Origin of the sequence: Nostoc sp. DedQUE07, assembly GCF_034530975.2 — a bacterium.
GTDB lineage: Bacteria > Cyanobacteriota > Cyanobacteriia > Cyanobacteriales > Nostocaceae > Nostoc.
In genome coordinates this window covers 1-25,560 of sequence record NZ_JAVRCC020000080.1, presented here as the reverse complement: position 1 = coordinate 25,560, position 25,560 = coordinate 1, and the positions used below count along the sequence as shown (strand labels likewise).

Annotated in this window: 24 protein-coding genes; 9 read left to right on the top strand and 15 right to left on the bottom strand. The window is 41.3% G+C overall.

Annotated features, from left to right (window positions below):
• Positions 1 to 184: 184 nt before the first annotated feature.
• From phoU to RMZ95_RS32280, 3 genes are read right to left on the bottom strand one after another with little or no spacing between them, the layout of a single operon-like run.
• Positions 185 to 853, bottom strand: a complete 669-nt coding sequence (gene phoU, locus RMZ95_RS32290) for a phosphate signaling complex protein PhoU (protein WP_322672278.1) — start codon at positions 851 to 853, stop codon at positions 185 to 187.
• Between the two features lie 28 nt (positions 854 to 881).
• The gene (locus tag RMZ95_RS32285) at positions 882 to 2,201 is read right to left on the bottom strand and encodes a sensor histidine kinase (protein ID WP_322683886.1); all 1,320 of its coding nucleotides are present in this window, start codon (positions 2,199 to 2,201) and stop codon (positions 882 to 884) included.
• A gap of 53 nt (positions 2,202 to 2,254) precedes the next feature.
• Positions 2,255 to 3,007 carry a winged helix-turn-helix domain-containing protein gene (locus RMZ95_RS32280; RefSeq protein ID WP_094349166.1) on the bottom strand — a complete coding sequence of 251 codons (753 nt, stop codon included), beginning with the start codon at positions 3,005 to 3,007 and terminating at the stop codon, positions 2,255 to 2,257.
• A gap of 513 nt (positions 3,008 to 3,520) precedes the next feature.
• Between RMZ95_RS32280 and RMZ95_RS32275 the strand changes: the two genes are divergently transcribed.
• The 4 genes from RMZ95_RS32275 (at position 3,521) to RMZ95_RS32260 (ending at position 7,067) form a co-directional block, all read left to right on the top strand.
• On the top strand, positions 3,521 to 4,504 hold the full coding sequence (locus RMZ95_RS32275; protein ID WP_322683887.1) for a hypothetical protein: 984 nt from the start codon (positions 3,521 to 3,523) through the stop codon (positions 4,502 to 4,504).
• 53 nt (positions 4,505 to 4,557) lie between these two features.
• Positions 4,558 to 5,637, top strand: coding sequence for a hypothetical protein (locus tag RMZ95_RS32270; RefSeq protein ID WP_322683888.1), 1,080 nt, complete (start codon positions 4,558 to 4,560; stop codon positions 5,635 to 5,637).
• Positions 5,638 to 6,491: 854 nt separating this feature from the next.
• Positions 6,492 to 6,743, top strand: a complete 252-nt coding sequence (locus tag RMZ95_RS32265) for a colicin E3/pyocin S6 family cytotoxin (protein ID WP_322683889.1) — start codon at positions 6,492 to 6,494, stop codon at positions 6,741 to 6,743.
• A 60-nt stretch (positions 6,744 to 6,803) separates the two neighbouring features.
• Positions 6,804 to 7,067: a hypothetical protein gene (locus tag RMZ95_RS32260; protein ID WP_322683890.1), complete on the top strand. Its 264-nt coding sequence runs from the start codon at positions 6,804 to 6,806 to the stop codon at positions 7,065 to 7,067.
• Between the two features lie 328 nt (positions 7,068 to 7,395).
• Here RMZ95_RS32260 and RMZ95_RS32255 read toward each other — a convergent pair whose 3' ends face one another.
• From RMZ95_RS32255 to acpP, 4 genes are all read right to left on the bottom strand, one after another.
• The gene (locus tag RMZ95_RS32255) at positions 7,396 to 7,605 is read right to left on the bottom strand and encodes a hypothetical protein (RefSeq protein ID WP_322683891.1); all 210 of its coding nucleotides are present in this window, start codon (positions 7,603 to 7,605) and stop codon (positions 7,396 to 7,398) included.
• A gap of 167 nt (positions 7,606 to 7,772) precedes the next feature.
• Positions 7,773 to 9,800 (bottom strand): transketolase, encoded by a 2,028-nt coding sequence (gene tkt, locus RMZ95_RS32250; protein ID WP_322683892.1) that lies wholly within the window; start codon positions 9,798 to 9,800, stop codon positions 7,773 to 7,775.
• A 312-nt stretch (positions 9,801 to 10,112) separates the two neighbouring features.
• On the bottom strand, positions 10,113 to 11,363 hold the full coding sequence (gene fabF, locus RMZ95_RS32245) for a beta-ketoacyl-ACP synthase II (RefSeq protein ID WP_322672284.1): 1,251 nt from the start codon (positions 11,361 to 11,363) through the stop codon (positions 10,113 to 10,115).
• 235 nt (positions 11,364 to 11,598) lie between these two features.
• Positions 11,599 to 11,853, bottom strand: coding sequence for an acyl carrier protein (gene acpP / locus RMZ95_RS32240; RefSeq protein ID WP_322672285.1), 255 nt, complete (start codon positions 11,851 to 11,853; stop codon positions 11,599 to 11,601).
• Positions 11,854 to 12,271: 418 nt separating this feature from the next.
• Between acpP and RMZ95_RS32235 the strand changes: the two genes are divergently transcribed.
• Positions 12,272 to 13,177, top strand: coding sequence for a CoB--CoM heterodisulfide reductase iron-sulfur subunit B family protein (locus RMZ95_RS32235; protein WP_322683893.1), 906 nt, complete (start codon positions 12,272 to 12,274; stop codon positions 13,175 to 13,177).
• 329 nt (positions 13,178 to 13,506) lie between these two features.
• On the opposite strand, the gene RMZ95_RS32230 is transcribed toward RMZ95_RS32235, so the two are convergent.
• The 3 genes from RMZ95_RS32230 to RMZ95_RS32220 form a co-directional block, all read right to left on the bottom strand.
• Positions 13,507 to 14,238: an iron-containing redox enzyme family protein gene (locus RMZ95_RS32230; protein WP_322704334.1), complete on the bottom strand. Its 732-nt coding sequence runs from the start codon at positions 14,236 to 14,238 to the stop codon at positions 13,507 to 13,509.
• Positions 14,239 to 14,912: 674 nt separating this feature from the next.
• A complete protein-coding gene (gene lpxD, locus RMZ95_RS32225) occupies positions 14,913 to 15,965 on the bottom strand; it encodes a UDP-3-O-(3-hydroxymyristoyl)glucosamine N-acyltransferase (RefSeq protein WP_322683895.1) in 1,053 nt (350 codons plus the stop codon).
• A 133-nt stretch (positions 15,966 to 16,098) separates the two neighbouring features.
• Complete coding sequence (locus tag RMZ95_RS32220; protein ID WP_322683896.1) at positions 16,099 to 17,181, bottom strand: hypothetical protein; 1,083 nt, start codon at positions 17,179 to 17,181, stop codon at positions 16,099 to 16,101.
• A gap of 292 nt (positions 17,182 to 17,473) precedes the next feature.
• Here RMZ95_RS32220 and RMZ95_RS32215 point away from each other — a divergent pair, with 292 nt between their 5' ends.
• Positions 17,474 to 17,959: an SMI1/KNR4 family protein gene (locus RMZ95_RS32215; RefSeq protein WP_322683897.1), complete on the top strand. Its 486-nt coding sequence runs from the start codon at positions 17,474 to 17,476 to the stop codon at positions 17,957 to 17,959.
• Positions 17,960 to 18,054: 95 nt separating this feature from the next.
• Here the strand turns inward: RMZ95_RS32215 and RMZ95_RS32210 are convergent, their stop codons facing one another.
• The 3 genes from RMZ95_RS32210 to RMZ95_RS32200 all read right to left on the bottom strand — a co-directional run bounded on the left by RMZ95_RS32210 (position 18,055) and on the right by RMZ95_RS32200 (position 19,796).
• Entirely contained in the window at positions 18,055 to 19,290 is a 1,236-nt protein-coding gene (locus tag RMZ95_RS32210) for an NAD(P)/FAD-dependent oxidoreductase (protein ID WP_322683904.1), read from the bottom strand.
• 51 nt (positions 19,291 to 19,341) lie between these two features.
• On the bottom strand, positions 19,342 to 19,506 hold the full coding sequence (gene rd / locus RMZ95_RS32205) for a rubredoxin (RefSeq protein ID WP_094349178.1): 165 nt from the start codon (positions 19,504 to 19,506) through the stop codon (positions 19,342 to 19,344).
• A 95-nt stretch (positions 19,507 to 19,601) separates the two neighbouring features.
• Positions 19,602 to 19,796 (bottom strand): hypothetical protein, encoded by a 195-nt coding sequence (locus RMZ95_RS32200; protein ID WP_322683898.1) that lies wholly within the window; start codon positions 19,794 to 19,796, stop codon positions 19,602 to 19,604.
• A gap of 421 nt (positions 19,797 to 20,217) precedes the next feature.
• Between RMZ95_RS32200 and RMZ95_RS32195 the strand changes: the two genes are divergently transcribed.
• Positions 20,218 to 20,775: an SRPBCC family protein gene (locus tag RMZ95_RS32195; RefSeq protein ID WP_322683899.1), complete on the top strand. Its 558-nt coding sequence runs from the start codon at positions 20,218 to 20,220 to the stop codon at positions 20,773 to 20,775.
• A 108-nt stretch (positions 20,776 to 20,883) separates the two neighbouring features.
• On the opposite strand, the gene clpB is transcribed toward RMZ95_RS32195, so the two are convergent.
• Positions 20,884 to 23,502, bottom strand: a complete 2,619-nt coding sequence (gene clpB, locus RMZ95_RS32190; RefSeq protein ID WP_322683900.1) for an ATP-dependent chaperone ClpB — start codon at positions 23,500 to 23,502, stop codon at positions 20,884 to 20,886.
• Positions 23,503 to 23,646: 144 nt separating this feature from the next.
• Between clpB and RMZ95_RS32185 the strand changes: the two genes are divergently transcribed.
• The gene (locus RMZ95_RS32185) at positions 23,647 to 23,886 is read left to right on the top strand and encodes a hypothetical protein (RefSeq protein ID WP_409884337.1); all 240 of its coding nucleotides are present in this window, start codon (positions 23,647 to 23,649) and stop codon (positions 23,884 to 23,886) included.
• A gap of 256 nt (positions 23,887 to 24,142) precedes the next feature.
• A complete protein-coding gene (locus RMZ95_RS32180; protein WP_322683902.1) occupies positions 24,143 to 24,691 on the top strand; it encodes a hypothetical protein in 549 nt (182 codons plus the stop codon).
• A 338-nt stretch (positions 24,692 to 25,029) separates the two neighbouring features.
• Here the strand turns inward: RMZ95_RS32180 and RMZ95_RS32175 are convergent, their stop codons facing one another.
• Positions 25,030 to 25,206, bottom strand: coding sequence for a hypothetical protein (locus RMZ95_RS32175; protein ID WP_322683903.1), 177 nt, complete (start codon positions 25,204 to 25,206; stop codon positions 25,030 to 25,032).
• Between the last annotated feature and the right edge of the window lie 354 nt (positions 25,207 to 25,560).

Genomic DNA, 25,560 nt, shown 5'->3' with positions numbered 1-25,560 from the left:
CTTGCTACTATCCATATCTGGGTTCAAAGGATTTTATTAGTGGGATAGGTTCAAGTAAGTATGTAGGCGCAAAAATTATGAAGATATTGGGGTGGAATGACACTTACTAAATCGCTGGATTTAGATCCCCAACTTCTTACAGACATCTGGAGGGTAGAAGTCGGGGATCTTTGCAGCATATCAATTAGGAGCGTTGACCGGTGACAATATATGCTACCCTTTGACCGATATTCGTAGCGTGATCTGCCATACGTTCCAGACAACGAATTGCCAGTGCCAGCAGTATAATTGGCTCGACTACACCAGACACATCTCGTTGTTGGGCTAAAGTCTGATAAACGCGATCGTAGGCATCATCTACAGTATCATCCAGATGCTTTAAACGGCGTCCACTCGCTTCATCGAAATCTCCTAAAGCCTTTAAGCTAGTTGCTAGCATCGCCTGCGCGTGAAGAGACATAGCTTCAATGTCGGGCATCGACGTATGAGGCGCGTAAGGAAAAATTTTAATCGCAATTTCAGCTAAATCCTCAGCATAATCGCCAATGCGCTCTAAATCTCGCACCAGCTGCATAAAGGCACTCAAGCAGCGCAAATCGGGAGCTGTAGGCGCTTGTAGCGTCATAATTGCCGTACAGTCTGATTCGATTTGACGATAAAAGCGATCGATCTTTTTATCTAATCGGGGGAGTTCCTCAGCTGCTGTTAAGTTACGAGCAAATAACGCTTGGTGGCTGAGGCGAAATGATTGTTCTACCAAGGCACCCATGCGTAATACATCCCGTTCTAAGCGCCTAATGGCGCGTGCGAGTTGTGGTCTTTGAGGATTGGGAGTATTATCGACGGCTTTCACACTTGTTGTCTCAAAGGTGAAGATATTACTAACTATAGTCTTGGCTTAGGGAGTTTGCCATAACTTCAGGAAATTGGAGTTGCATCCACGCACCACCAGTTTCTGGATGGTTCATCGCTTTGATTGAACCACCGTGGGCAATTAGAATTTGCTCAACGATCGCTAATCCTAATCCATTGCCAACGATCGCTCCTATAGAATTACTATCTTGGGGGGAATGAGTTCGCGCTTTATCTCCTCGATAAAATCGCTCAAAAACGTGGGGTAAATCTGCTTCAGAAAAGCCGACTCCAGAATCAATAAGATTTATTTCCAAGATTGAGGAAGCAGGATCGTTATCCTTTGTTGATAATATTTTCGCTTCAACATAAATACTTGTGCAAGGAGGACTGTATTTAATGCTGTTGTCTAACAAGTTGAGAAAAACCTGGTAAATCCGGGCTTTATCTGCCTTAATCCACAGATTTTCGGGGCCAGAATAAGAGAAAGACAGATGTTGGCGCTGTGCTAAGGGTTCTAGTGTTTCCCAAACAGATGTCATGAGCGATCGCAATTCTACAGCTTTGGCTTGCAATTGCATGGTTGGGTTTGCTTCCATTTGGGTCAGGTCTAACCAACTTTGCACTAAGTTAATCAGCCGATCGACTTCCTGCATCAAGCGGTTAACCCAGCGATTTAAAGGTGGTTCTAAACGGTTTTGTAAAGTTTCTACAACTAAGCGAATCGAAGTCAAGGGCGTTCTGAGTTCGTGTGCTAGATCGGAAAAAGAGCGATCGCGTGCTTGATTTATATCTAATAGGGGTTGACGATTTTCTAAAAAGACTCCCACTTGTCCATTAGGTAAAGGCAAGCTAGAGGCCCGCAAAGCCAGAGATTTAATTGTTGCCATCTCTGCTGCATCATCACAAGATGGATGAAATACCCATTCTCCCGTCTGGGATTTTTGGCGATCGCGAGTTTGCTCAATTAAATGGTCGAGTTCATAAGACCTGACCAACTCCAATAACAAGCGCACCTGTTCTGGTTGCCACCTTTGCAGATACAAAATTTCCTGCGCCTGTCGATTGCACCACAGCAGTTGATTTTCCTCATCCACCTGCAAGTATCCCACTGGAGCCAAATTTAGCAGGTCTTGATAAGTTTGCAACGACTGCTGCAAATCTTGCCGCTGCTGTTTCACCATCGCTATTTCTTGCCGCAACCCAGGAATCAGCAGCAGTCCCATCTTGTCAGAATGCGAGGTTAACGGTCGGAGTAAGCGCCTCAGGTAGCGGTTAAGTTGAACCTGTTGCCAAACCCAAAACCCAATGCCTACCGCTAAACCCAGAAAAAATCCCAATAAAAGCATTTGAGTTGTTAGTTTCTTGGTGACTACTAAAAACTAACAACTATCCCAGCTAATTATCCAAACCTATAGCCAAAACCTCTTACAGTCACAATATATTCGGGATGGCTGGGGTCTTGCTCTAATTTTTCGCGCAACCACCGAATGTGAACGTCTACGGTTTTACTATCGCCAACAAAATCCGGCCCCCAAACCTGATCGAGCAATTGTTCTCGTGACCATACCCGGCGGGCATAACTCATAAACAGTTCCAGCAAACGGAACTCTTTAGGAGAAAGACTCACTTCTTGACCGCGAACTAGCACGCGACATTCTTGGGGATTTAAGGAGACATCCTTAAATTTTAATACTGGTATTGGTGGTAAATTGCTTAGGCGTTGGCGGCGGAGTAAAGCGCGACAACGAGCAACTAACTCGCGCATACTAAAGGGTTTGGTCAGGTAGTCATCTGCACCCACCTCTAACCCCAAAACACGGTCAGTTTCACTACCCTTAGCACTGAGCATTAAAATAGGTACTGGGTTGCCTTGATGACGCAGCAAACGGCAAATATCTAGCCCATTGATTTGCGGTAGCATCAAATCAAGAATGACCAGATCGAAGGGAAGTTCCCCTGAATTGGTTTCAAAACTTTTAAGATACTCTATAGCAGACCGCCCATCAGGAGCAGTTATCACCCCATAACCTTCTTCTTCCAGAGCTACAGCTAGCATTTCCTGGATTAATTCTTCATCTTCTACTACTAAAATACGGCTGGTTTGTCCAATGTCCGTTCTGGCAGAGTACTTGGTCGATTCACTGGTATACATTGATATCACAAAAGTCTAGGACTGTGCTTGTATCAATTAGGATGATCAAGTCTATTATCTCGCCTTACTGCAACTGCGCTTCTACTAGGGTTAATTCTTTTAGATTTTATTTACATAAAGTAACATACACCACAGCAGTCTCCTAAATCATAAATCACTGTGCCAGCAAGCTTCTAAATAGTTTTTAATTAAAGACTTTGAATTTTCGATTCTGTCTTCACAAGATGGAAAGACATTATTGGATGAAGGATTATCTTGACAGAGGAGATTAGTTTAGGTATATTTGTTTTAGTACAAATGTACTATTAAACCCCAAAGGGAAAACTATACCTAAAAAACAGAAAGACATATATGTGGAAAATTCCTACCCACTAAGTGTTAGATGTGGATCATTTCAGTATTTCCACGGCGTTAAAAATGTTGATTAAAAAGCTACTCTGATGTCTGCATAGGGTAGTCATTGGTATGGCTTGCTACCCAATAAATCATTTGCCTATTGAAGGGAGTTGGAAGATGACTACAGTTGGAGTCAAAGACAGCAAACAACAACTAATGCAAGCATTTCAACAAATTATTATCCACAGAAAAAAACTTGAATCTAAAATAGCAACCAAACAAGAGGAAGCAGAGAAGGCAAAAAGTCAAGAAATTCTGCAAGCAGCTTCTGCATATACAGTTGATAGTATTGTCAAAGGTTTAGCTGATTTACAATTAGAGTTTGGCAGTATTCTCAACGGATTATCTGAAAAACTAGCTCAGGAAAACTCCAAGTTAGATGAATTGAACCGAGCTATAGAAATTGAAACCCAACGTCTACAAGAACTGCAACAAATTAGAGTTGTAGCGGATACTCTAGATGTTTTAAGTCAAGAACATCAAGAAAAATTAAAAATTCTCGAACAAGATACTATTAGCAAAAGGGAAGCACTAGAGAAAGAAATTACAATCAGGCGAAAAGAATGGCAAAAAGAACAAGCAGAGTATGAAGAAAAACTCAAAGCATACAATGATTTATTAGCCAAAGATCGCCAGAAAGAACAAGAAGAATTTCAGTATAAATTAGAAACTACTCGTAAACTCAATACAGACAGCTACGAAGGGATAAAGCGCCAACAACAAAGGGAAATACAAGAAAACTCTCAGAAGAAAGAGAAAGATTGGGCAGAACGAGAAAAAATCTTCGCTGAACGCCAACCACTCTTTGCAGATTATCAACAAAAGGTAACTACATTTCCTAGCGAACTGGAAGAAGCAGTTAAGAAGGCTAGAGAAGAAGCAATTAAAGAAACAAGCCAAAAAGCTAAAATTGATGCTGATTTATTTGAAAGAGAATGGGAATCTAATAAGCAGAGTTATGAACAAAAAATTCAATCTCTGGAAGAAACAATTAAGAAGCAATCTGAGCAAATAGAAGGCATTTCTGCTCAATTGCAAACTGCATTAAAACAAGCACAAGACTTAGCTATGAGGGCTTTTGGTAGTTCTAACTCTAAATAGTTGTGAGTTCGTAGCATCTTAATAATTTTGAATTCCTGAAGAGGAGGTTTGTTGTGGTGGGGAAAAAACCGACTGATAAGAATACTAAAGTAGAAATTCTTCAGGCGTATGAAGAGTTGGCAAAAGAAAAAGCAGCATTGAAATCAGAACTTGATAAAGTTGGCAAAGAAAGCCAGTCTGGAACTAAAGAACAGCCTAAATTAGAACAAAAAATAGCTATGAATCAGCTTTCTAGTGTCCAACAGAAGATGAACAATACAATCGAAAGCTTGGCAAAGATTCAATTAGGTTTTGGCAGTGCTGCTAATGAATTATCGGAACAGCTAACCACAAAAGCCTCTAAGTTGGAAGAAATTAGGCGAACTTTAGAAGAAGAAATTCAACAATTAACACAACTGCATAATTTAGAAATTTCTGATGATATATTGGATACTCTTATCCAAGCCTATGAAGATAATACTAAAGTTTATCAGGAAGAATATAGCGAACGTTCTGAAGTGTTATTCCAAGAAATACTAGAGCAAAGAAATACTTGGGGAAAAGAACAAGAAGAACAGCAACGGGCGATAAAAGAACGGAATGAAAACTTAAATAAAACTCGGCAACGCGATGCAGCAGAGTATAAATATAATTTAGAACTCCAACGACAACTGCAAAATGACGAATACGAGCAACAGCAAAAAGCGCTATATAAGCAATTAGAAGAATTATTGCAAGAAACAGAAAAGCAGTGGGCTGAACGGGAGAAAGCAATTTCTGAAAGAGAGAAACAATTTGAAGAGTTAAAAGCTAAAGTAGAAGCTTTTCCGAAAGATAAAGAAGCAGCCATCAAAAAAGCTACAGAAGAAGGTAAAGGCATCGCCCACTACCAAGCTAAAGTCAAATCAGATTTATATTCTAAGGAAGTAGAAGGGCAAAAGCGTTTCTATGAACAAAGACTGCAATCTCTAGAACAAACTATTACTAATCAAGAGACGCGAATTCAAAATCTTTCTAAACAACTGGAATCCGCTCTCAAACAAGTTCAGGATTTGGCAGTTAAAGCTATTGAAGGTACTTCAAATGTTAATTCATATCAGGCAATCAAAGAAATAGCTTTAGAACAGGCAAAGACTCAAGCGAAAAATAAGTAAGCTGATTTATTTTTGATGAAAATTGCAGAGACTTAAATTAAATTAAGTCTCTGCAAGTAACTCTAATGCTTTTTATTCAGTTTTCTTTGGTTTTTTGAGGTCTGGCGGAGGTTGTACTTTCTTTTTCTTTGTTGGGCTAGCCTGCGTTTGCTTCAATGCTTTGTTGGAATTTTGTTCTTGACTAGACATAATACTAAGTTTTAATATTTACTACAATATTTCTCACATTAAAGTATCATTGATTACATAAATATATCACAGAGAATTTAAGTTTAACTAAAACAAGTTAGTAAATAATATTACCCCTGTAGGAACCTTCACTTTTAACAGGATAAATACAAATCTTAATAAATATCTCATGCAAAAGAGACTTAGCACTGCTACGTCTCTACAAGGGTTCTGGATAATCCATATTTAATTTATGGAGATGTTTAATAGCGGGGGTGCGATCGCCTCAGCTAACTACAATAGATTGAATTTCTATCGTGGGTTGAATCTCTATTTCAACTTGAGCCTCGACAATTGACGTATAAATAGGAAATATCAATTTGTATAGCTTTAAAGCTCGAAGCAGGTGTTAGTCTAGCATAAAAAGTTGACCACATTATAATTTATGTCATAATTAAAGTTAGTATATTTTTAAACTGGACTTAGGCAAACAATAGCCAAAAGCCTGATTTTGAGGCAGAGGCAATTCATGAATTGCCTCTGCCTTATGTAATTTTGCCTAAGTCTTATTAAAGTAAATCTACTAATTTCCTCATGTGTCTCCAAAACTTACTTCCTTCAATACGCGCTCTTTCGAGAGGAGTGTTGGGGGTTAATTATATTAAAGACATATTGAAGAAATTATTATGAATTATTATCCCGCACCAAAAACTCTTGAAGCCTTTCCAGATGCTAAACAAGTTAAACCTAAAACACCCGTACAAGGAGGAGGAGGATTAAGAAAAAGATGGGACGATCAAGAGTATAGATATGAGTGGGATTCTAGGCATGGTTTAGTTGAAAAGTATGATAGACGGGGCAATCATCTAGGTGAGTTTGATCCTAAAACAGGAGAACAAATCAACCCTAAAATTGCTTCTCGTCGTATACTAAGTTAAAATAATCGGGGGCTTTATGCCCCTGTTATCTAAAAATTATATCTAATAGTCAATTGAGTAATGAGTATTACAACACATAAACCATTAGTTCAAAGAGTTATACGTTGGTATGACAAACATGGCAGCGACTTTGTAGGAGAGAAAGTTTTGGATAATGTAAACCTTTCTAACTTACAAAATTTATTTAGAATTGAATTAGACAATCCTATGTACGAGTGTTATCCAATTGAGTCTTTTGAACAAGAAAATTATCTTGATAAAACTTTTAGTTTTAAGTTGAACACAGAAGCATATGATTATTTTATGGAATGTGATGCTATCTGAAATAGATTTATCATAGATTTTAAAATCTAAGTATTGCAAAATAAAACTCAATTGTTTTGCTAACTGTAAATAATGTAGGCGCAGGAAGGCCTTCTGTTGTCAGCCTAAGCTGGATATGCGGAAAACCCTGATAACTTTCAAGCATTTATTTCTCAGCCACCAAAAATTAATACTAGGAAACTTTAATTTCTGCGATCGCTTCTTCTAAATGTTCCTGAATCTATAAAAGTATAGTGCGTTATAAATCATAACGCGATCAGCTTGTTTCTAATCATTATATTAAGTTATATAACAAAAAATTATTCTTCTGCTTAGGAATTTACTATATCTAAACATAAGACATTGCTTTAAGGTCTATATTATCTTCCCCTTCAATCAATAACAAAGTCATCATATCTCCCTCAACAAACCCTGTTAATCTGAAATCAGACATAGCTTTTACTTCCTCCATAGAAACTTTCTCAGAATAGTATTTAAATATCATTTTAATTGCTTTATCTTTATCTAGATAATACTGATAGCTACTATCCTTTTGCATCAAATGTTCTACAATTTTTGTTATCCGGGTTAGAAGTACGAGAAACTTCCTGCATAACTTCCTCCCAATTAGTAACTTATTACTCCAATTATAGCTAATCTTTCTTGACATAAAAAAGGCGAGCATTTCAGCCCACCCCATACTATTTTGAGAATATTCTGTTGCTATTAACCCAACAATTGTTTAGCCTTAGCTAATACATTATCAACGCTAAAACCAAACTTCTCTAAACAAACACCGCCTGGAGCCGAAGCACCAAAGCGATCGATACTAACAGTATCGCCTTCAGTACCTATGTACTTATGCCAACCGAAACTAGCGGCAGCTTCTACAGACAAACGCTTGGTGACAGCTTTCGGCAGAATGGACTCTTTATAAGCCGCATCCTGTGCTTCAAACAGTTCCCATGAAGGTAGCGAGACAACACGAACTTTCTTGCCTTCAGCCTTGAGTTTTTCGGCTGCGCCGACGGCGAGGCTCAGTTCTGAACCAGTACCAATGAGGATGAGATCGGGTGTACCTTCGCTATCCACCACGGTGTATCCACCCTTTGCCACGCCCTCAACCGATGTACCAGCCAAGTTAGGAACGTTTTGACGGGTAAACGCCAAAAGAGACGGAGCGTTTTGCTTCGCTTTCTCGATCGCTATTTTATAAGCGCCAGAGGTTTCGTTACCGTCTGCGGGACGAAACACGGTTAAATTAGGAATAGCTCGCAAGGAAGCCAGAGTTTCAATCGGTTGGTGGGTGGGGCCATCTTCACCTTGCCCAATGGAATCGTGAGTCATCACCCAAATCACGCCAGCTTGAGAAAGTGCGGATAAGCGGATGGCAGCACGCATATAGTCTGTAAAGATTAAGAAGGTAGCACCGTAGGGAATTAATCCCGAACTGTGCAATGCTATACCATTACAGATTGCGCCCATACCATGTTCCCGTACCCCAAAGTGGATGTTGGGGTTTTCGTAGTGCCCTTTTTGGAAGTCGCCCTTGCCTTTGATTTCAGTCAAGTTGGAGTGGGTTAAGTCAGCCGAACCACCAATCAATTCAGGTAAAACTGCCGCCAGTTTGTTGAGGCAAGTTTCTGAGTGTTTGCGGGTGGGCAGTCCTTTGTCTTCGGGGGTGTAGGTGGGTAGTACTTTATCCCAGCCGTCGGGTAGTTTGCTGCTTAGGTAACGTTCAAATTCAGCTGCTTCCTGGGCATACTTAGCTTTGTAGTCGGCAAATGTTTTGTTCCATTCGTCTTCGTAGCCTGCGCCGCGCTCAACTGCTTTGCGTGTGTGGTTGAGGGCTTCTTCTGGGATTACGAAAGGTTCGTATTCCCAACCCAAATTCTTCCGAGTCAATTCTATTTCGTCTCCACCAAGGGCAGCACCGTGAACGCCAGCGGTGTTTGCTTTATTGGGGGAACCGTAACCAATAATGGTTGTTACTTTTATGAAAGAAGGCTTATCGGTGACAGCTTTGGCTGCTTCAATTGCTTTGGCGATCGCTTCTAAATCAGTGTTGCCGTCCTCAACGTGTTGGACGTGCCAACCGTAAGCTTCAAAGCGCTTGGAAACATCTTCGGTGAATGCCACATCTGTGGAACCGTCGATGGAAATGTGGTTGTCGTCGTACAGAGCGATGAGTTTGCCTAATCCCAAGTGTCCTGCGTAAGAAGCAGCTTCACCCGAAATTCCTTCCATGTTACAACCGTCACCCACAATTACGTAGGTGTAATGGTCAACAATCTTGGTATCGGGTTTGTTAAATTTAGCGGCAAGGTGAGCTTCGGCGATCGCTAAACCAACTCCATTGGCAATTCCTTGACCTAAAGGGCCAGTGGTGACTTCTACGCCTGGGGTCATGAAGTTTTCGGGGTGTCCAGGGGTTTTGGATTCCCATTGACGGAATTGTTTGATATCTTCGATGGTGACGCTATCGTAGCCTGTCAGGTACAGTAGGGCGTACTGCAACATCGAGCCATGACCGGCAGATAAGACAAAGCGATCGCGGTTAAACCATTTGGGATTCTTGGGATTAAACTTCATAAAGCGATCCCAAAGGACAAAAGCCATCGGAGCCGCACCCATTGGTAGTCCTGGGTGTCCCGATTTTGCTTTTTCTACGGCATCAACAGCCAAGAAGCGGATCGAGTTAATAGCCAGTTCTTCGACGGACAATTCTTTGGCGGATTGGGTTGCAACAGTCATAATCTCTTGTTTTTAACGACGGGTTAGCACTCTTCGTAGCTTCTCTTGCTGGGGTTATTTTAGATTCCCCACAGTATCCTCATCATCCCACTCCCGCTTGTCGATGGACAAGCGGGATCTCCTGAGTTTCTGGTGATAAATCAAGCTGATAATTGGGTCATGCTGAACGCTTAAATTATATCGGAATGATATTTCTGATACTTTGGGCATTGGGCATTGGGCATGGGGCATTGGGCAAACGAGCAGAGCTGGATTAAACTATTGAATTCTGACTCCTGCCTCCTGCCTTCTGCCTCCTGCCTCCTGCCTCTTTTAAACGTATTTCTTAAAGGCCAGTGTGACATTATGACCGCCAAACCCAAAAGAATTGGATATTGCTATCTCGACTTTTTGAGCGCGGCTAGAGTGAGGCACGTAATCTAAGTCACACTCTGGATCGGGATTTTCCAGATTGATTGTCGGTGGAATTTGGTCATTAGCGGTCGCTAGTACTGTTGCAACTGCTTCAATACCTCCAGAACCGCCCAATAAATGACCTGTCATCGATTTGGTGGAGCTAATTGCCACCTTATAAGCATGTTCTCCCAAAGCTTTTTTGATTGCTGAGGTTTCAGTTGAATCATTAGCTGGGGTACTAGTGCCGTGGGCATTAATATAGCTAATTTGTTCGGGAGTTATGCCAGCATCTTTGAGCGCTAGTTCGATCGCTCTAGCGGCTCCAAGCCCACCAGGTACGGGGGAGGTGATATGGTAGGCATCACAGGTCATACCATAGCCGATCATTTCGGCATAAATGTGAGCGCCGCGACTTAGGGCGTGTTGCAGTTCTTCGAGAATTAAAATTCCCGCACCTTCACCCAAAACAAATCCGTTGCGATCGCGGTCAAAAGGACGGCTAGCATGAGTCGGGTCATCATTGTTAAAAGACAGTGCCTTGCAGGCGGCGAACCCAGCTATCGACAATGGTGTGACAGCTGACTCCGTTCCCCCACAAATCATCGCTTGGGCATATCCCCCTTGAATTAAGCGAAAAGCATCTCCAATGGCATTAGAACCAGCAGCACAGGCAGTTACAGGACAAGAGTTTGGCCCTTTAGCACCCGTGTGAATTGCCGTTAATCCTGCGGCCATATTGGCGATCATCATTGGGATCATGAATGGACTACAGCGATCGGGCCCACGGTTGAGGTAGATAGTTTGCTGGTCTTCTAATACCTTAATCCCACCAACGCCAGAACCGATCATCACACCTACCTGTTCTGCATTCAGGTCATTAATCGCTAACTCCGAGTTAGCTAGAGCCTGTTTTGCTGCCGCAACCCCAAATTGGGAAAACCGATCCATACGCTTGGCCTCTTTGCGTTCCAAGTAATCATGCGGATCGAAGTTTTTCACCTCACCAGCAATTCGGCAATCATGGCTAGACGCATCAAATAATGTGATGTAGTCAATGCCATTACGTCCACTCAATAATCCATCCCAATATTCTGTTGCTGTGTTACCTATAGGTGTAATCGCGCCAACACCAGTTACAACAACGCGTTTACGTGTATGATCTGTCATGATTCAGTTAAAAATGGCGAAAAAGCAGCAGGCAAAAAATTTGAGGTTAGCGACTAGGTACTGGTGAGCCAGCGCGGTCTTAAAGGTTTCCTTTACGAGCGACTGGCATCGGATTTGCTGACTTCAAGTGAGTGTCGTTAACGTCAGCATTAGTGACATTAGCAGCGTCACGCGAAGAGTGGCTAGATATTAGAGAAAAATCTCCCCAATCCCAATCCCCAATTCCAATCCCCAGTTAAGCTGAGGCGGTTACTTTGTTATTGATGTAATCTACTGCCTCTTGAACCGATGTAATCTGCTCGGCAGCTTCGTCGGGAATTTCGATATCAAATTCTTCTTCCAAAGCCATCACCAACTCAACGGTATCGAGGGAATCTGCTCCCAGGTCTTCCATGAACTTGGCTTGTGGTGTAACTTTGGCATCGTCGTCAACACTCAGTTGTTCGGTGACGATTTTCTTGACCTTTTCAAAAATTTCCGTTTGGCTCATAAATAAAAGTCCTTAACCACTTGCTACGATCTGCTCTTTAGAGGAGACATTGTTTTGAGCATATACATCTTATCGTCAAGCGCGATCGCCCGCATACTTCCAAGGGTTTTTCTGCTAGAAAACCTCTCCCATTCCTAAAATAAATCGGATAAGTTTTCTCTTAACACTTGAACTGTGGAGCGCGTTACGCCATCGCCGATCCCGTGTAAATGCTTTGGTTTTCCAATTATTGCTAAAATTTTTGACAATGTCTCATCGGTATTTACAGCCTTGCTAGCAATTAAGAATATGTAGATGCTGCGACCTTTTAACCTAGACGCTTAAAAGGTAGCTAAACGTCAAACATCAGAATGATGCTAACAAGGAATCATAAAACAGTTATTGTTTAGAGCGATCGCTCTAACCCAAACATACTTCTATGCTACCTCAGACACTGAAATACGCTTACTTCCCTGGTTGTGTTGCTCAAGGGGCCTGTCGGGAACTTTACCAATCAACTCAAGCGCTCACCCAAGCACTGGGCATTGAACTAGTTGAACTTAAAAAAGCTGCTTGCTGCGGTTCCGGCACATTTAAAGAAGATTCACAACTGCTAGAAGATACAGTCAACGCCAGAAATATTGCCCTAGCAGAAGAATTAAATCTGCCCTTACTTACCCATTGCAGCACTTGTCAAGGTGTTATCGGTCACGTCAATGAACACCTGAAAGAATGTAAGACTTCTAACCCTGTTTACATTGAACAGGTTAATGGCTTGCTAAATAAAGAAGGTTGTTCGCCTTATCGCGGCAGTACTGACGTTAAACATCTTCTTTATGCCTTGGTGACAGATTACGGTTTAGAGGAAATTACCAAACGCGTCACCCGAAAGTTAACTGGATTAAAATGTGCGGCTTTTTATGGCTGTTATCTCCTGCGCGCCCAAAAATCTATGCCTTATGACGACCCTTTCCAACCGGAAGCGATGGAAAATATGTTTCGGGCAGTGGGTGCAACACCAATTTATTACCGAGGGCGGACACAATGTTGTGGTTGGCCCCTTGCTAGTTATGCCACTACCCAATCTTTTAAGATGGCGGGGATGCATATTCAGGACGCTTTAGCGTCTGGTGCTGACTGTATGATTACACCTTGTCCTCTGTGCCACTTAAATTTAGATTCGCGTCAGCCAGAGGTAGAAAAGGTGATTGAACAAAAGCTAGGTTTACCAGTGTTGCATTTACCCCAATTGATTGCTTTAGCACTTGGCGTTAGTCCAAAAGAACTGGGTTTAGACCGTCACATTGTTTCCACAAAGCCAGTGTTGGAAAAATTAGGATTTTAGTTTTAGGACTAGCCTTTTTAATCTGACTGGTAAAATCTCTTTTTTTCTCTCTGCGTCCTTTGCGTCTGTGCGGTTCAAAAGTCTTTTATTTAACCACAGAGGCGCAGAGAACACAGAGTTATTCAAAAATTGCCGAAGAATTCAGGAGCAAAGCAAGAATAGCTGCGCCAAGGCGTTAGTCGTACAGAATAACCTTTTTGTATTCTGACAACTGGCGCCTTTATTCTATTTTGATAAAAAAATTTCCAAAATTAACCAACCTACAATATACAAGACTGGTAATTTTGGATAACTTTAATTAAACTTTAATTTTGAGAATTGCTTTGGTATTAGCTTCGTAAAGTCAACGCTTCTTTTTCGATGTTTTCATCCATCCAAGAAAACATATCGCCAATTGATTTAACCATATCTTCAACTCCTTCACGGAAGAGTTCTACATCTTTCTCAGACTTGGTATAAATTTGAGCCACTTGAATCAATTCGTCTGTATGTTCTGGATCTAAGTGGCAGTGGAGATGAAAATATTCGATGGTATGGTCATCAATACCTTTAAATATCTTACGAAGCCCTTCGATGTATTTGATAAAAATTCCAGGTAAGACTTGTTCAATTGCTGCAAATCTTCCTAAAGAACGTACTATAGGTTCATCATCACAAAATTCAAATTTCTTAAAGCGTAATGCCGGAATGAGAAACGCTCCATCCTCGGCATTGATATCAATTTGAGGACAATCAATACCTTTCATAAAACGCATAAATAATGCTACATGAGCAAGGTCTGAGTTGAGTTCTCCATGCTCAGTAAATGCATTTTCTAGCATAATCGTTCTAGCATGGTAACTATCCATTTTAGACGCGACTTTCAGAAAAGCCATATTGAATCTGTTTGAGCCAGGTAGCATTTTCATTGCAAACTGTCGGATTGCATCTTGTGAAAATTCTCCTTTGGCAAAGCGTTGAACAAAGGGATGTAGAGACAAATCTTGCGCAGTTGTGATTTCTAATAAAACTTGCTGTAATTGGTTGGATATCTTAGCATCCAAAGAAAGAGTTGCAGTCATTATTTTAGCAGATAAGTGGGTTGTTGTTGATGCTTGATTGTCTAATTGGGCGTGAATATCTAGACAATTATTCACGCAGCTTGCATAGCAAAAAATGCATACTCTTTGCAACTATGTTTTAGAGTATGTTTGCAAATGCTGATTAACAAATACTTGATTGACTGATTTGATGTGAATAATGAACAATTACTCAAGCAGTTCACATAGTAAAATGTGCAAACCTTTTGTAACCATATTTCACAAGTTTGCAAATCCTGATTTAGGTTAGGATAAGCTTGAAAATTGAGATTATCTTCAATAATTGAGGCTAAACTTTAACTAGAATGCGTTCCAAAAATTTTTGTTTTTGGTTAACTGAAATGTACGTACAGCTATTATGAATAAGTTATTACCTCTTTTGCAAAATATTCCGTACAAGTTCGTACTTTGTCCTAATAAAAATTCTAGTGTCTTATTTTTTCGTAAGCAAATAAAAAAACATTATTAACTAAATCTTTACTTTTTTCGACAAATTTCTAAAGTTGGTATAAAATTATCAAAAAACTTTTTTTGTCATCTGCCAATAGGTATAAATACAAAATACTCTTGAAGAAGAATACAGAATGGGACGTGCAAGATTCACGCCCCACAAGAATTATTTTGAATTTAGTTATGCAATTTAGATAAGTTTCAGCTTAATCATTGCTATTTTTGAATTTACGTTGCAATTGTTTTAGCGATTGATACATATCTGGCAGGCGACCATAAACAGCAGATACCTTGAGATATAGTTTGTAAGGAAGGGCTGGAGTTCCGCAGACAATTTCTCCTGGGGCAACATCGTTATGAATTCCAGTTTGAGCAGATGTCATCGACCCATCTCCCATCTTCACTTGATTGACTATTCCTGTTTGTCCAGCTAAAATAACGCGATTTCCCAGTTGAACCCCTCCTGCCATGCCAACCTGACCTGCGATCGCACAGCCAGAACCGATTTTGCAACCGTGACCTATTTGCACTAAGCTATCAATTACTGTATTGCGACCTACCCGTGTTTCTCCGACTGCTGGGCGGTCAATACCAGTGTTGCAACCAACTTCCACGCCATCTTCTAAGACTGTATAGCCTGATTGTTCCATTTTGAACCAACCAGTCCGGGTAGGAACAAAACCAAAGCCTTCTGCACCAATGACAGCACCACTGTGAATGACGCAATCTGCACCGATGTGGGTGCGTTCGTGGATGGTGCAATTGGCGTGTAAAGTGGTGCGATCGCCTATTTTAACATCTGGATAAATCACTACATTGGGATGAATAATTGCGCCATCACCAATTTCTACCCCTTGTTGAATCACAGCATGGGGGCCAATATAAACATCGTTACCAACTTTTGCGGTGGAGTGAATTACAGCGCTGGGATGAATTTCTGGGGTAGGGCGATATGGTTGATAAAAAAGTGCGATCGCTTTGGCAAACAATAATCGCGGATCTGGGGTTGCTAGCCAGACAATACCCCTTTCTTGTGCAAGCGTCTGTAATTTTTCGTCCTGGGGCAAAATTAAAGCACTAGCATTGGTATTGCCAACAAAAGACCCAAATTTTGCACCTTCTACGTAACTGAGAGTACCGTTGGTAGCTTCATCAATGGCTGCTACCCCTGTAATTTCTGGGTCTTGGTCTGGGTTGCTAGTCAGGCTATGATTGGTAGCCGCGTCACCAAATTGACGGAGGATTTCGCTGAATTTCATTGTTGGGTGTGTTCAAAATTGATCTACAATTGCAAGATAATTTTCCCTCTTTATGCTCCAATACAATAATTTTATAGACGCGTAGCGGTGAGGCAATCAGACTGTTTCTAGTTTCGCTTCAGGTTGGATTACTTCACTGACATTCTTCTGTTGATGGCTCTCGTGAGCTTACTTTCACTGAATCTTGTCTCAATAGCGTCTTGAGGCGTTGATTATCTTCGGTAGCGATCGTTTCACCATAGTGATGAAGTTGAAAAAGCTGGCAATACCGATTTTGTTTAGCGCAAATCAAGCAGCCATAAGCATGATTGCCGTTACTACCGCATAACCGATGTCCCATCACCGGGCCGAGAGAAATATTTTGCTCGCTAGCAACAGTACTGAGAATTGAGCGCAGTTTTGACTCGAACTCTAATGATAAGTATTGCTTACGTCCTGGTTGTGTGCGATCCCATTCTGGAACGATTAATTCCTGTTTTAACAGACTCGCTTCAATCTCTTCAGACATCACAAGCCCAGATAGAATAACGTGACGGGAAACATGAGGTAATAATGTACGTGCTAACTGCCACATTAAGGCTTCATCAAACCACTCTTCAACTAGTGGACGCAGATACCAACAACAGGGAATGCCAAGGTTTACTAAATCTTGCAGCAACTGTACCCGACTCTGAATTGAGGCTTGCTCATAGCCTGGTTTCAAGGGTGGTAGACTAACAAAGACAGTGACTCGAAGGGAATGAGGTCGCTCTAGAGTTTTTTTGAGGCGCTCTAGAAAAGATTGACCAGGATGAACTTTGGTGGTGATGTAGACGATGTTGGCAGCTTTGCGGTCAATCAGTGCATCCAAAATTGATAGTACGCGTTCTCGATGGGCTGGAATAAAAGGGTCAGAGTAATCGCACAGTGAAATTGGAAAGCCCTTTTGTCCCTCTGGGGTAGCAAAAATGTAGTCTAGCAAAAGATCGAGTAGGTCAACCGGAGCTGAGACATCCTGAAAGTTTTGTGGATAATGATGCCAATCACGGTCTTGATGACAGACACAATAGGCACATTCTACCGGACAACGATTCTGAACATTTGGTAGAAATGGATTGAGGCTGAAGTATTTAACAGCACGCTCCTCATCAGGAATACCAAGCACTGGAAAGCCATGCAGCATATACTGGCTTTCTTGCAACGTAATTTCAGACGTAGGATTTTTATCAGTATCCATATATATTTTATGAAAAAAGTAATACACCCAGAAAAATTTGTCTTCTCTAGAGTGGCTGGTGTGAATATAGAGTGGCAAGGTGGGAAATGCTGGAGGATTAATAAGAATTTTGATAAGTAAATATAATTAAGTAGCGATCGCTGTTCCTAAAGAACTGGTAAATGCGTTGAGGTTAACACGGAGATGCTCTTGGTAACAAGTTTTAAGAGTAGACTTTTGCCATTTTGTACTAGTCAGATAATTAATAATTAAGATAGAGATTATTTATCCTCTAAACAATTCAAATTTTAAAATGATTAATAATATACAAGAATTAAGAGAGCGCTTGTTTGCTAGTGAAATAGTAAAAAATGAGCAAGACCTACAAGGATGTACCTCAGAGGAAATTGCATACATTGAGAGTAAATATGGAGTTTTACCAAGGACTTACAGGGAAATCTTAGGCTTACTTGGGCATAGTGCCGGAAAGCTTGTTAGCAGATCGGAATTTGAGTTTTACTTCGACCAAATTATCAAAATGAATGAGTGGCGGCGAGAGAGTCTCCTTGAGTCAATTGCTGAAGGAGACGAATGTACAATCTTGCCTGATAATGCTTTTTGTATCTGTGCTAGAAATGGAGATCCGTGGTTTATTATTGCCGATGGACAAGATGACTGTTCTGTTTATTTTCTGCATGACGATTGCATAACAATTAAAGAGGCCAGTAAATCTGTGATGGATTGGATAAAGGGATTTGTAGAAGACGCTGAATATTGGATAAGGAAAGGACTGAGATAATCAACCTGGTAAAAAGGGTCAATATTAAGCGCTCATCTAAGCACTAAAGTACTTACTACAAACTCTCTTCATCTGTCATAATCCCTATGGTGGTACTAGTCGCTATTCGCCATTGCTACCCCTGCTAAATAACCGGTTGTCCAAGCGCTTTGGAAGTTAAACCCACCGGTAACGCCATCAATATCTAAGATTTCTCCAGCAAAATAAAGACCAGGAACTAACCTACTTTCCATTGTCTTGAAGTTGACTTCTTTAAGCTTGACGCCGCCACAGGTAACAAATTCTTCTTTGAAGGCTCCTTTGCCATTGATTAAATATTGTCCTTGAGTAAGTTCTTGCACCAGTTGATTTAAGGTTTTACTAGATATTTCTGCCCAACGGTCTTCTGTAGTAATGCCTACACGAGCAATAATATATTGCCAGAGACGATGGGGAAGATCAACGCCACGATGCAATGCGATCGCTTTTTTTCCCCATTCATCCTTAACTGCTAAAACTTTTTCTCGCACTTGTTCATGGTGCAAATTAGGCAACCAATTAATCAATAATGTGGCTTCATAGCGGCTTTCGTGCAGAACTCTCGCACCCCAAGCAGAAAGCTTCAAAACAGCTGGGCCACTCAAACCCCAGTGGGTAATTAGCAATGGGCCAGTTTGTTGTAATTGGGATTTTCCGCCCGCAGATAAACGCAATTGAGCGGGGTTAACGCTAACTCCAGCCAATTCCCGCAACTTTTGATCGACAATGTTGAAGGTAAATAACGAGGGTACTGGCGGTTCAATTTGATGACCTAACTCTCGGACAATTTTATAACCCGCAAGGCTGCTACCGGTTGCCAAAAGTAAGCGATCGCATTTAATTGTCTCTCCCGATTTGAGAAGGATATCAAAACCCCCATCTGCTGCGGTTCTCACGGAAGTTACGTGTGTACCGATCCGGAGTTTTACCCCAGATTTCGCCACTGCTTTAATTAAACATTCCACAATGGTTTCTGAAGTATTGGTGACAGGAAACATCCGGCCATCGGCTTCCGTTTTGAGATAGACTCCACCAGCAGCAAACCAAGCTACTGTATCTTGAGGCCCAAACCGAGTCAAAGCACCCCGCAAAGCTTTTGCACCTCTGGGGTAATTTTGCACTAACTCCTCCGGTTCAAAGCAAGCGTGAGTCACGTTGCAGCGTCCGCCACCAGAAATTAGCACTTTCGCTAGGGGTTGACGACTGGCTTCGAGTAAAGTAACTTGGGCATCAGGATTGGCTTTAGCACAAGCGATCGCGCCAAAAAATCCTGCTGCCCCACCCCCAATAACTACAATTTGTAACGGTAACAATTTCAAAAAAGTCTCTTTTACAGCACCTACTTTCTAGGCTAGCTGTTATTTTCACTCTTCATCAGGTTCAAAGTCGGCTTTTGTCGCACCACAAGTTGGACATGACCAATCTTCTGGGATATCTTCAAAGGCTGTTCCCGGTGCTATGTCGCTATCTGGATCGCCCTCTGCTGGGTCATATATATAGCCGCAAACAGTACATTTATACTTTGCCATGTTCGTCGTTCACCCTCGGAAATTATTGGCATTGCTTCAGTATTAAATACTTTTGGCAGTTAGTCAAAAAGGCTTAGTCATTTAATGACAAATGACTAAAAACGCCACCATGTCCTTTGGGCATAACTGATAATCCCGATCGCGATCGCCCCAAGTAGCAGTAGCCAAATAATTCCACCTGGGATAAAAGTGAGAATACCAATACCTCTCAATACCCAGACGGCAACGCTAATGCCGAGAAGTATACCAAAAATCTGGATTAATCTACGATTTAAAGAAGATTGATTCACCTAATTTTCCTCTCAATTCAACAGACATTACACTTGATATTGATAATTAAAATATGAAGTTACGATGAAGTTATAGTTTCATCAGAAATAACACGTAAAACCAAGAGATACTGTCTAAACGTTAGGGTAAGGGACTTGATGTTAAATCCTGTTTGTGCCATTCTAGCTGTTAACAACGCAGTTTTTCATCTACAAGTATTACTTTGACAAAACTCACTGGAGTATTAATTATGTTAATTGTGATAAGAAACACAGTTTTTTCAGTAAAGTAACTGAAATGATGGGCAAAAAATTATCCTTTCCGGAAAATATAAGTATTAAACTGGAACTAATTTAATAATGGGTTGGATCTAAATCAAGTTTAATGGCTTGTAGTTTCAACTCTATTTAGGTGGATGAGTTGAGGAGTAACTTAATCATTATGTCTGCGTCTTATATATCAGATTCAATTATTGCAGGTTCAGATATGGCTTGGAGTCAAGACAAGCAAAAGTTGCTGGTACAGGGTGAAATTTTGGTAGAAACGCGATCGCACAAGATGTCGGGTGGTGCGGTGACAGCCTGGATGTATTTGCCGATGGTGCGATCGCACGTTTGGCAGCAATTAACTGATTATCCTCGCTGGGTACAATATTTTCCCGATATCACCAAGAGTGAGGTAGTACATAAAGGTGAAGTAAAACGTCTGTATCAAGCAGCACAAAAAGCCTTCTTCTTTTTTACGGCTCAGGTGGAAATTTACCTCAATGTTGTAGAAGTGCTGGGGCAGCAAATCCAATTTCGCATGGTAAATGGGACTTTTGAGGACTTTAACGCCAATTTAGAACTACAAGATTGTGGTAATGGCACAATACTTGCTTATACTGTGCAAGCGACACCTCTAATTCCGATTCCATCTATTTTTATTCAACAAGCGATGAATTTAGAGTTGCCTGCAAATATGCGTAAAATGCGACAAGTTATGTGTAAGACTCAATAAAAAGTTCAGACGTTGCTGATTGGATTTTCACTTTACCTATATATAGATAATTCAAAAACCCGCTTTCTGTGAGAAAACGGGTTTTTGTGTGTGATTTATCAGGTGTAATTATCCGGTAAAGACTTCAACTGGTAAACGGCTAAAGGACAACCTTTCATTTTGCACATCTACAAAGATAGTGTTGCCGTCGTTGAATTCGCCGCGCAAGATGGATTTAGCAATTTGAGTTTCTAACTCTCGCTGAATCGCCCGCTTCAGTGGACGCGCCCCATACACTGGGTCGTACCCTACTTCTGCTAAAAAGTCAAGTGCAGCATCCGATAGTTTGAGAGATATTTTGCGATCGCTCAATCTTTGCCGCAATCTTTCCACTTGCAACAGCACAATTTGCCGCAATTCCTTCTTATCTAAACCGTGGAAGATGATAATTTCATCAATCCGGTTGAGGAACTCTGGACGGAAGCTATTTCGCATCGCTTCCATAACTCGACGACGCATTTCATCGTAGTGGCTGTTATCTCCGGCGATATCAAGAATGTACTGCGAACCGATGTTGCTGGTCATGATGATAATAGCGTTCTTGAAGTCCACCTTATGACCTTGGGCATCAGTGACGCGACCATCATCGAGAATTTGCAAGAAGATATTAAAGACATCGGGGTGTGCTTTCTCGATTTCGTCGAAGAGAATCACTGAGTAAGGACGGCGACGAATCGCTTCTGTAAGTTGTCCGCCTTCTTCATAACCCACGTATCCCGGAGGCGCACCAATTAAACGAGAGACGGCGTGTTTCTCCATGTACTCTGACATATCGATTCGCACCAGCGCATCTTCGCTATCGAACATATACGCCGCCAGCGCTTTCGCCAACTCGGTTTTACCCACGCCCGTAGGCCCAAGGAAAATAAAGCTAGCGATAGGACGATTAGGATCGGCTAATCCAGCGCGCGATCGCTGAATTGAATCCGCTACAGCTGTGACTGCTTCTTCTTGTCCAACCACGCGGCGGTGCAGTTCATCTTCTAAATGCAGCAGTTTTTCTTTCTCAGATTCCACTAACTTGCTGATCGGAATTCCTGTCCATTTAGAAATAATTTCAGCAATATCACCTTCTGTGACTTCTTCTCTTAATAGTGATTTACCACTTCTTTGAGTGTTTGCCAATTCAGCTTCTATTGCTTCCAATTGACGATGCAAACTGGTTAAAGTGCCGTATTTCAACTCCGCAGCGCGGTTAAGGTCATAGTCGCGTTCTGCTTGCTGAATCTCTAAATTGACTTGTTCAATCTCTTTTTTCACAGACTGAATTTTGTCAATGATATCTTTTTCAGACTGCCATTGAGTATTCAGCGTTTTTTGTTCTTCTTTGAGATCGGCAATTTCTTTTTCCAGTCTTCCTAGACGTTCGCGAGAAGCAGCATCGCTTTCCTTTTGCAGCGATAGCTTCTCCATTTCCAATTGCAGAATTTTGCGATCGATTTCGTCGAGTTCTTCTGGTTTGGAGGTAATCTCCATTTTTAATCTCGCGGCGGCTTCGTCTACCAAGTCAATTGCCTTATCTGGTAGGAAGCGATCGCTAATATATCGACTCGACAATACGGCGGCGGCAACTAAAGCACTATCAGAAATCTTCACCCCGTGGTGGTTTTCATAACGTTCTCTCAACCCGCGCAAAATCGAAATACTATCTTCTACACTAGGCTGATCGACATAAACCTGTTGAAACCGTCTTTCTAATGCGGCATCTTTTTCTATATATTTGCGGTATTCATCCAGGGTTGTCGCCCCAATACAACGCAATTCGCCCCGCGCCAACATTGGTTTTAACAAGTTACCAGCATCCATCGCGCCTTGGGTTGCACCAGCGCCGACAACGGTGTGAATTTCATCAATAAATAAAACAATATTGCCGCCAGATTCGGTAACTTCCTTTAATACTGCTTTCAGGCGTTCTTCAAATTCACCCCGGAATTTTGCCCCTGCAATCAAAGCACCCATATCTAAAGCGATTAGCTTACGGTCTTTGAGGGATTGAGGTACATCACCTGCGATAATACGTTGTGCTAATCCTTCAGCGATCGCAGTTTTACCAACACCTGGTTCGCCAATTAGCACAGGATTATTTTTGGTGCGGCGAGAAAGAATTTGCACAGTGCGACGAATCTCATCATCTCGTCCAATTACTGGATCGAGTTGACCTTTACGCGCGGCTTCTGTAAGGTCACGCCCGTATTTTTCCAGTGCTTCGTATTTGCCTTCTGGATTTTGATCGGTCACTTTTTGACTCCCACGAACTTGTTTAATAATATTTTTGAGTTTGCCTTCGTCTAAACCAAACTCTTGGAATAAAGCTTTGCCAAAGCGGTCATCTTTAGCGTAAGCCAACAATAAGTGTTCAATTGAAATATATTCGTCTTGAAACTCTTTGCGATATCCGTCTGCCCGATCTAGAAGTGTATCTAAGCTGCGTCCTAAGTATACTGAAGTACTATTACCAGATACTTTCGGCTGACGTTGAAAAAATTGTTCAGTGCGATCGCGCAGTTTTTGGAGGTTAACACCCGCTTTTGTGAAAATACCTGTTGCTAGACCATCTTGTTCTAGCAGCGCTTTCATCAGGTGTTCGCTTTCAATTTGCTGTTGTTGATATTGTTTAACAATATCCGGGGTATGGGCGATCGCTTCCCAGGCTTTTTCTGTAAATTGGTTAGGATTAGTAGGTTGCATAGGCTTTTTCAGGAACGTAAAGGTATAGTGGTGAAGCAGCGCGGTCTTGGGGGTTTCCCCCATGAGCGACTGCTGAACCCGGAGGGCTTGTCGCAGGCTACCACCAGAACACCAAGTAAAGATAATTTCTACTTTCAATAGATATTGTATGAAGAGTGGAGCGATCGCCTAGATCGGTGTTCACGTCTTGTAAAAGTGGTATTTTCCCCTAGTTCCGATTTTCCTATGTGGGTTTCAATTACCTGTCTGCGGAATGTCAGCAGATGCGCTCTCGTGTGCAATGGCGCAAGCGCCCACGTAGGCGATCGCATTAATCGGGTTTATTCCAGTGAGCGCTTAGGAGTCGGTACAGAGGTTTTTGGAGTCGCCCTAGAAGCCGAATAGTGCTTACTTGACAGCGCTGGAGGAGAAAGTGTTGCGTGTGCTGAGTTGGAGACTAGCAGTTAATGTAACAATGCTGGAAATCAGTGTTCGTGCCAGTCATCCGAAAACTTTTGCAGTGCTTTGGCGATGTCTACACCCGCAGAAAAATCTAATTTTGAAAATCAAATTGCATATTTGCATATTTAATCAAAAAATTACTGAATATTCCTTTAGCTAGAGGTTTTTCCAACATCTACTTACTTAAGGAGGAAAAATAATGAATCGATTCAAATATTCCAAAAAGATTTTTGGAGTTCTTGCTGTTTTACTCGTAATTTGTGCAACTTTCTTTCCTAGAATGGCAATTGCAGATTCACAGACTGCGCCTTTCAAGTCAGATTGTACCGTCGTAGGTGATGTAAGAATAATACCAGATCCAAATGACCCCAATGAAATCGATGTTATACCACCGACTGTGATAGTTAACAATGCCGATGGATGTAGCTTCAGTGCTAACACGATGAAGTTATCACAAGCTCTGAGGGTTGAAAGAGCTATTATAGAGTTGCCTGCGGATGTAACTGGGGTTGTTAAAAGCCTTCAGATCAGCAAAATCGATAATGAAGGCAATAAAGCAGTCATTTATGGTTGTTCTAATTTAAAAGTTCAGGATGGTACGGATTTAAATGTATCTTGCGGGGGGCCATCTTACTTACCAGCGAACCAGTCCTTGGAATATAATGCAACTATTGCAGACTTTAAGCCAGGAACTAAGTTTGCCATTACGCTAGTAGCATCACAGTCTAAACAACTAGATTTGCAGTAAGTATACGCCTGTTATACCAAAAAACCTATTTGGTGTAACAGGTAAAACTGCTTAGTACAAAAAGCTTAGTACAAAAATGTTTGCTCCTTCCTAGCTGTAACTAAAAAAGACGGGCGTACCCCCTTAATTTTAAGCAAAGCCAACTGTATGGCATACACTGCCCGTAATTAGCTCTAATATCCCTTGGTTGAACAACTGAAGCATTCTAGTCGTGGGTAGAAAACAATTTAGTTCTATGTTTTATCAAGAATCGTATACTTAATTTGGTATACGATTCTTTATTAAGTCAATACGATTAAATGACTAGCTCGCTTACTTAATTTTGATACAACTCCTATTTATTTCTGGCTAAGATTGTGGTTTTCCCCGGAACTCAGTTCTAATAATTCTGGTATAGCAATAAAGCCAAAGTAAATGGCGATCGCAGCAGTAATACCATGAAGCCAAATCTCATTGAATTCACAAGCAGCCATCAAATAAACGCTCAAAGCTTTTTCGATTAATATTGATAACATTCTATAGGACTCATATTTGATTTTTGAAAAAAACTCAGTACAGCTTTATTCCTTCTTCCCAGTCCCCAGTCTCCAGTCCCTAGTCCCTACGATTAATTTAGAAATCAAATCGGATTGCTATAGAGATGCTTATTTATTAAATCTACCTTGCCCTCATACAGAGTTACCATGATTCCAGGTCGCCTAGTGGATGCTGAAAATGATTAACCCCTACGACTTTGAAGATGATGACTTTGACTTTGAGGATGAAGATTTCTTGAAAATAAAACCCATCAGCCAAATGACTGAAGGGGAAAAGCTAGTGCGATTCGTTGATTAGACAATCTCGGTATCCAGCCCGTAAATAACTAATCC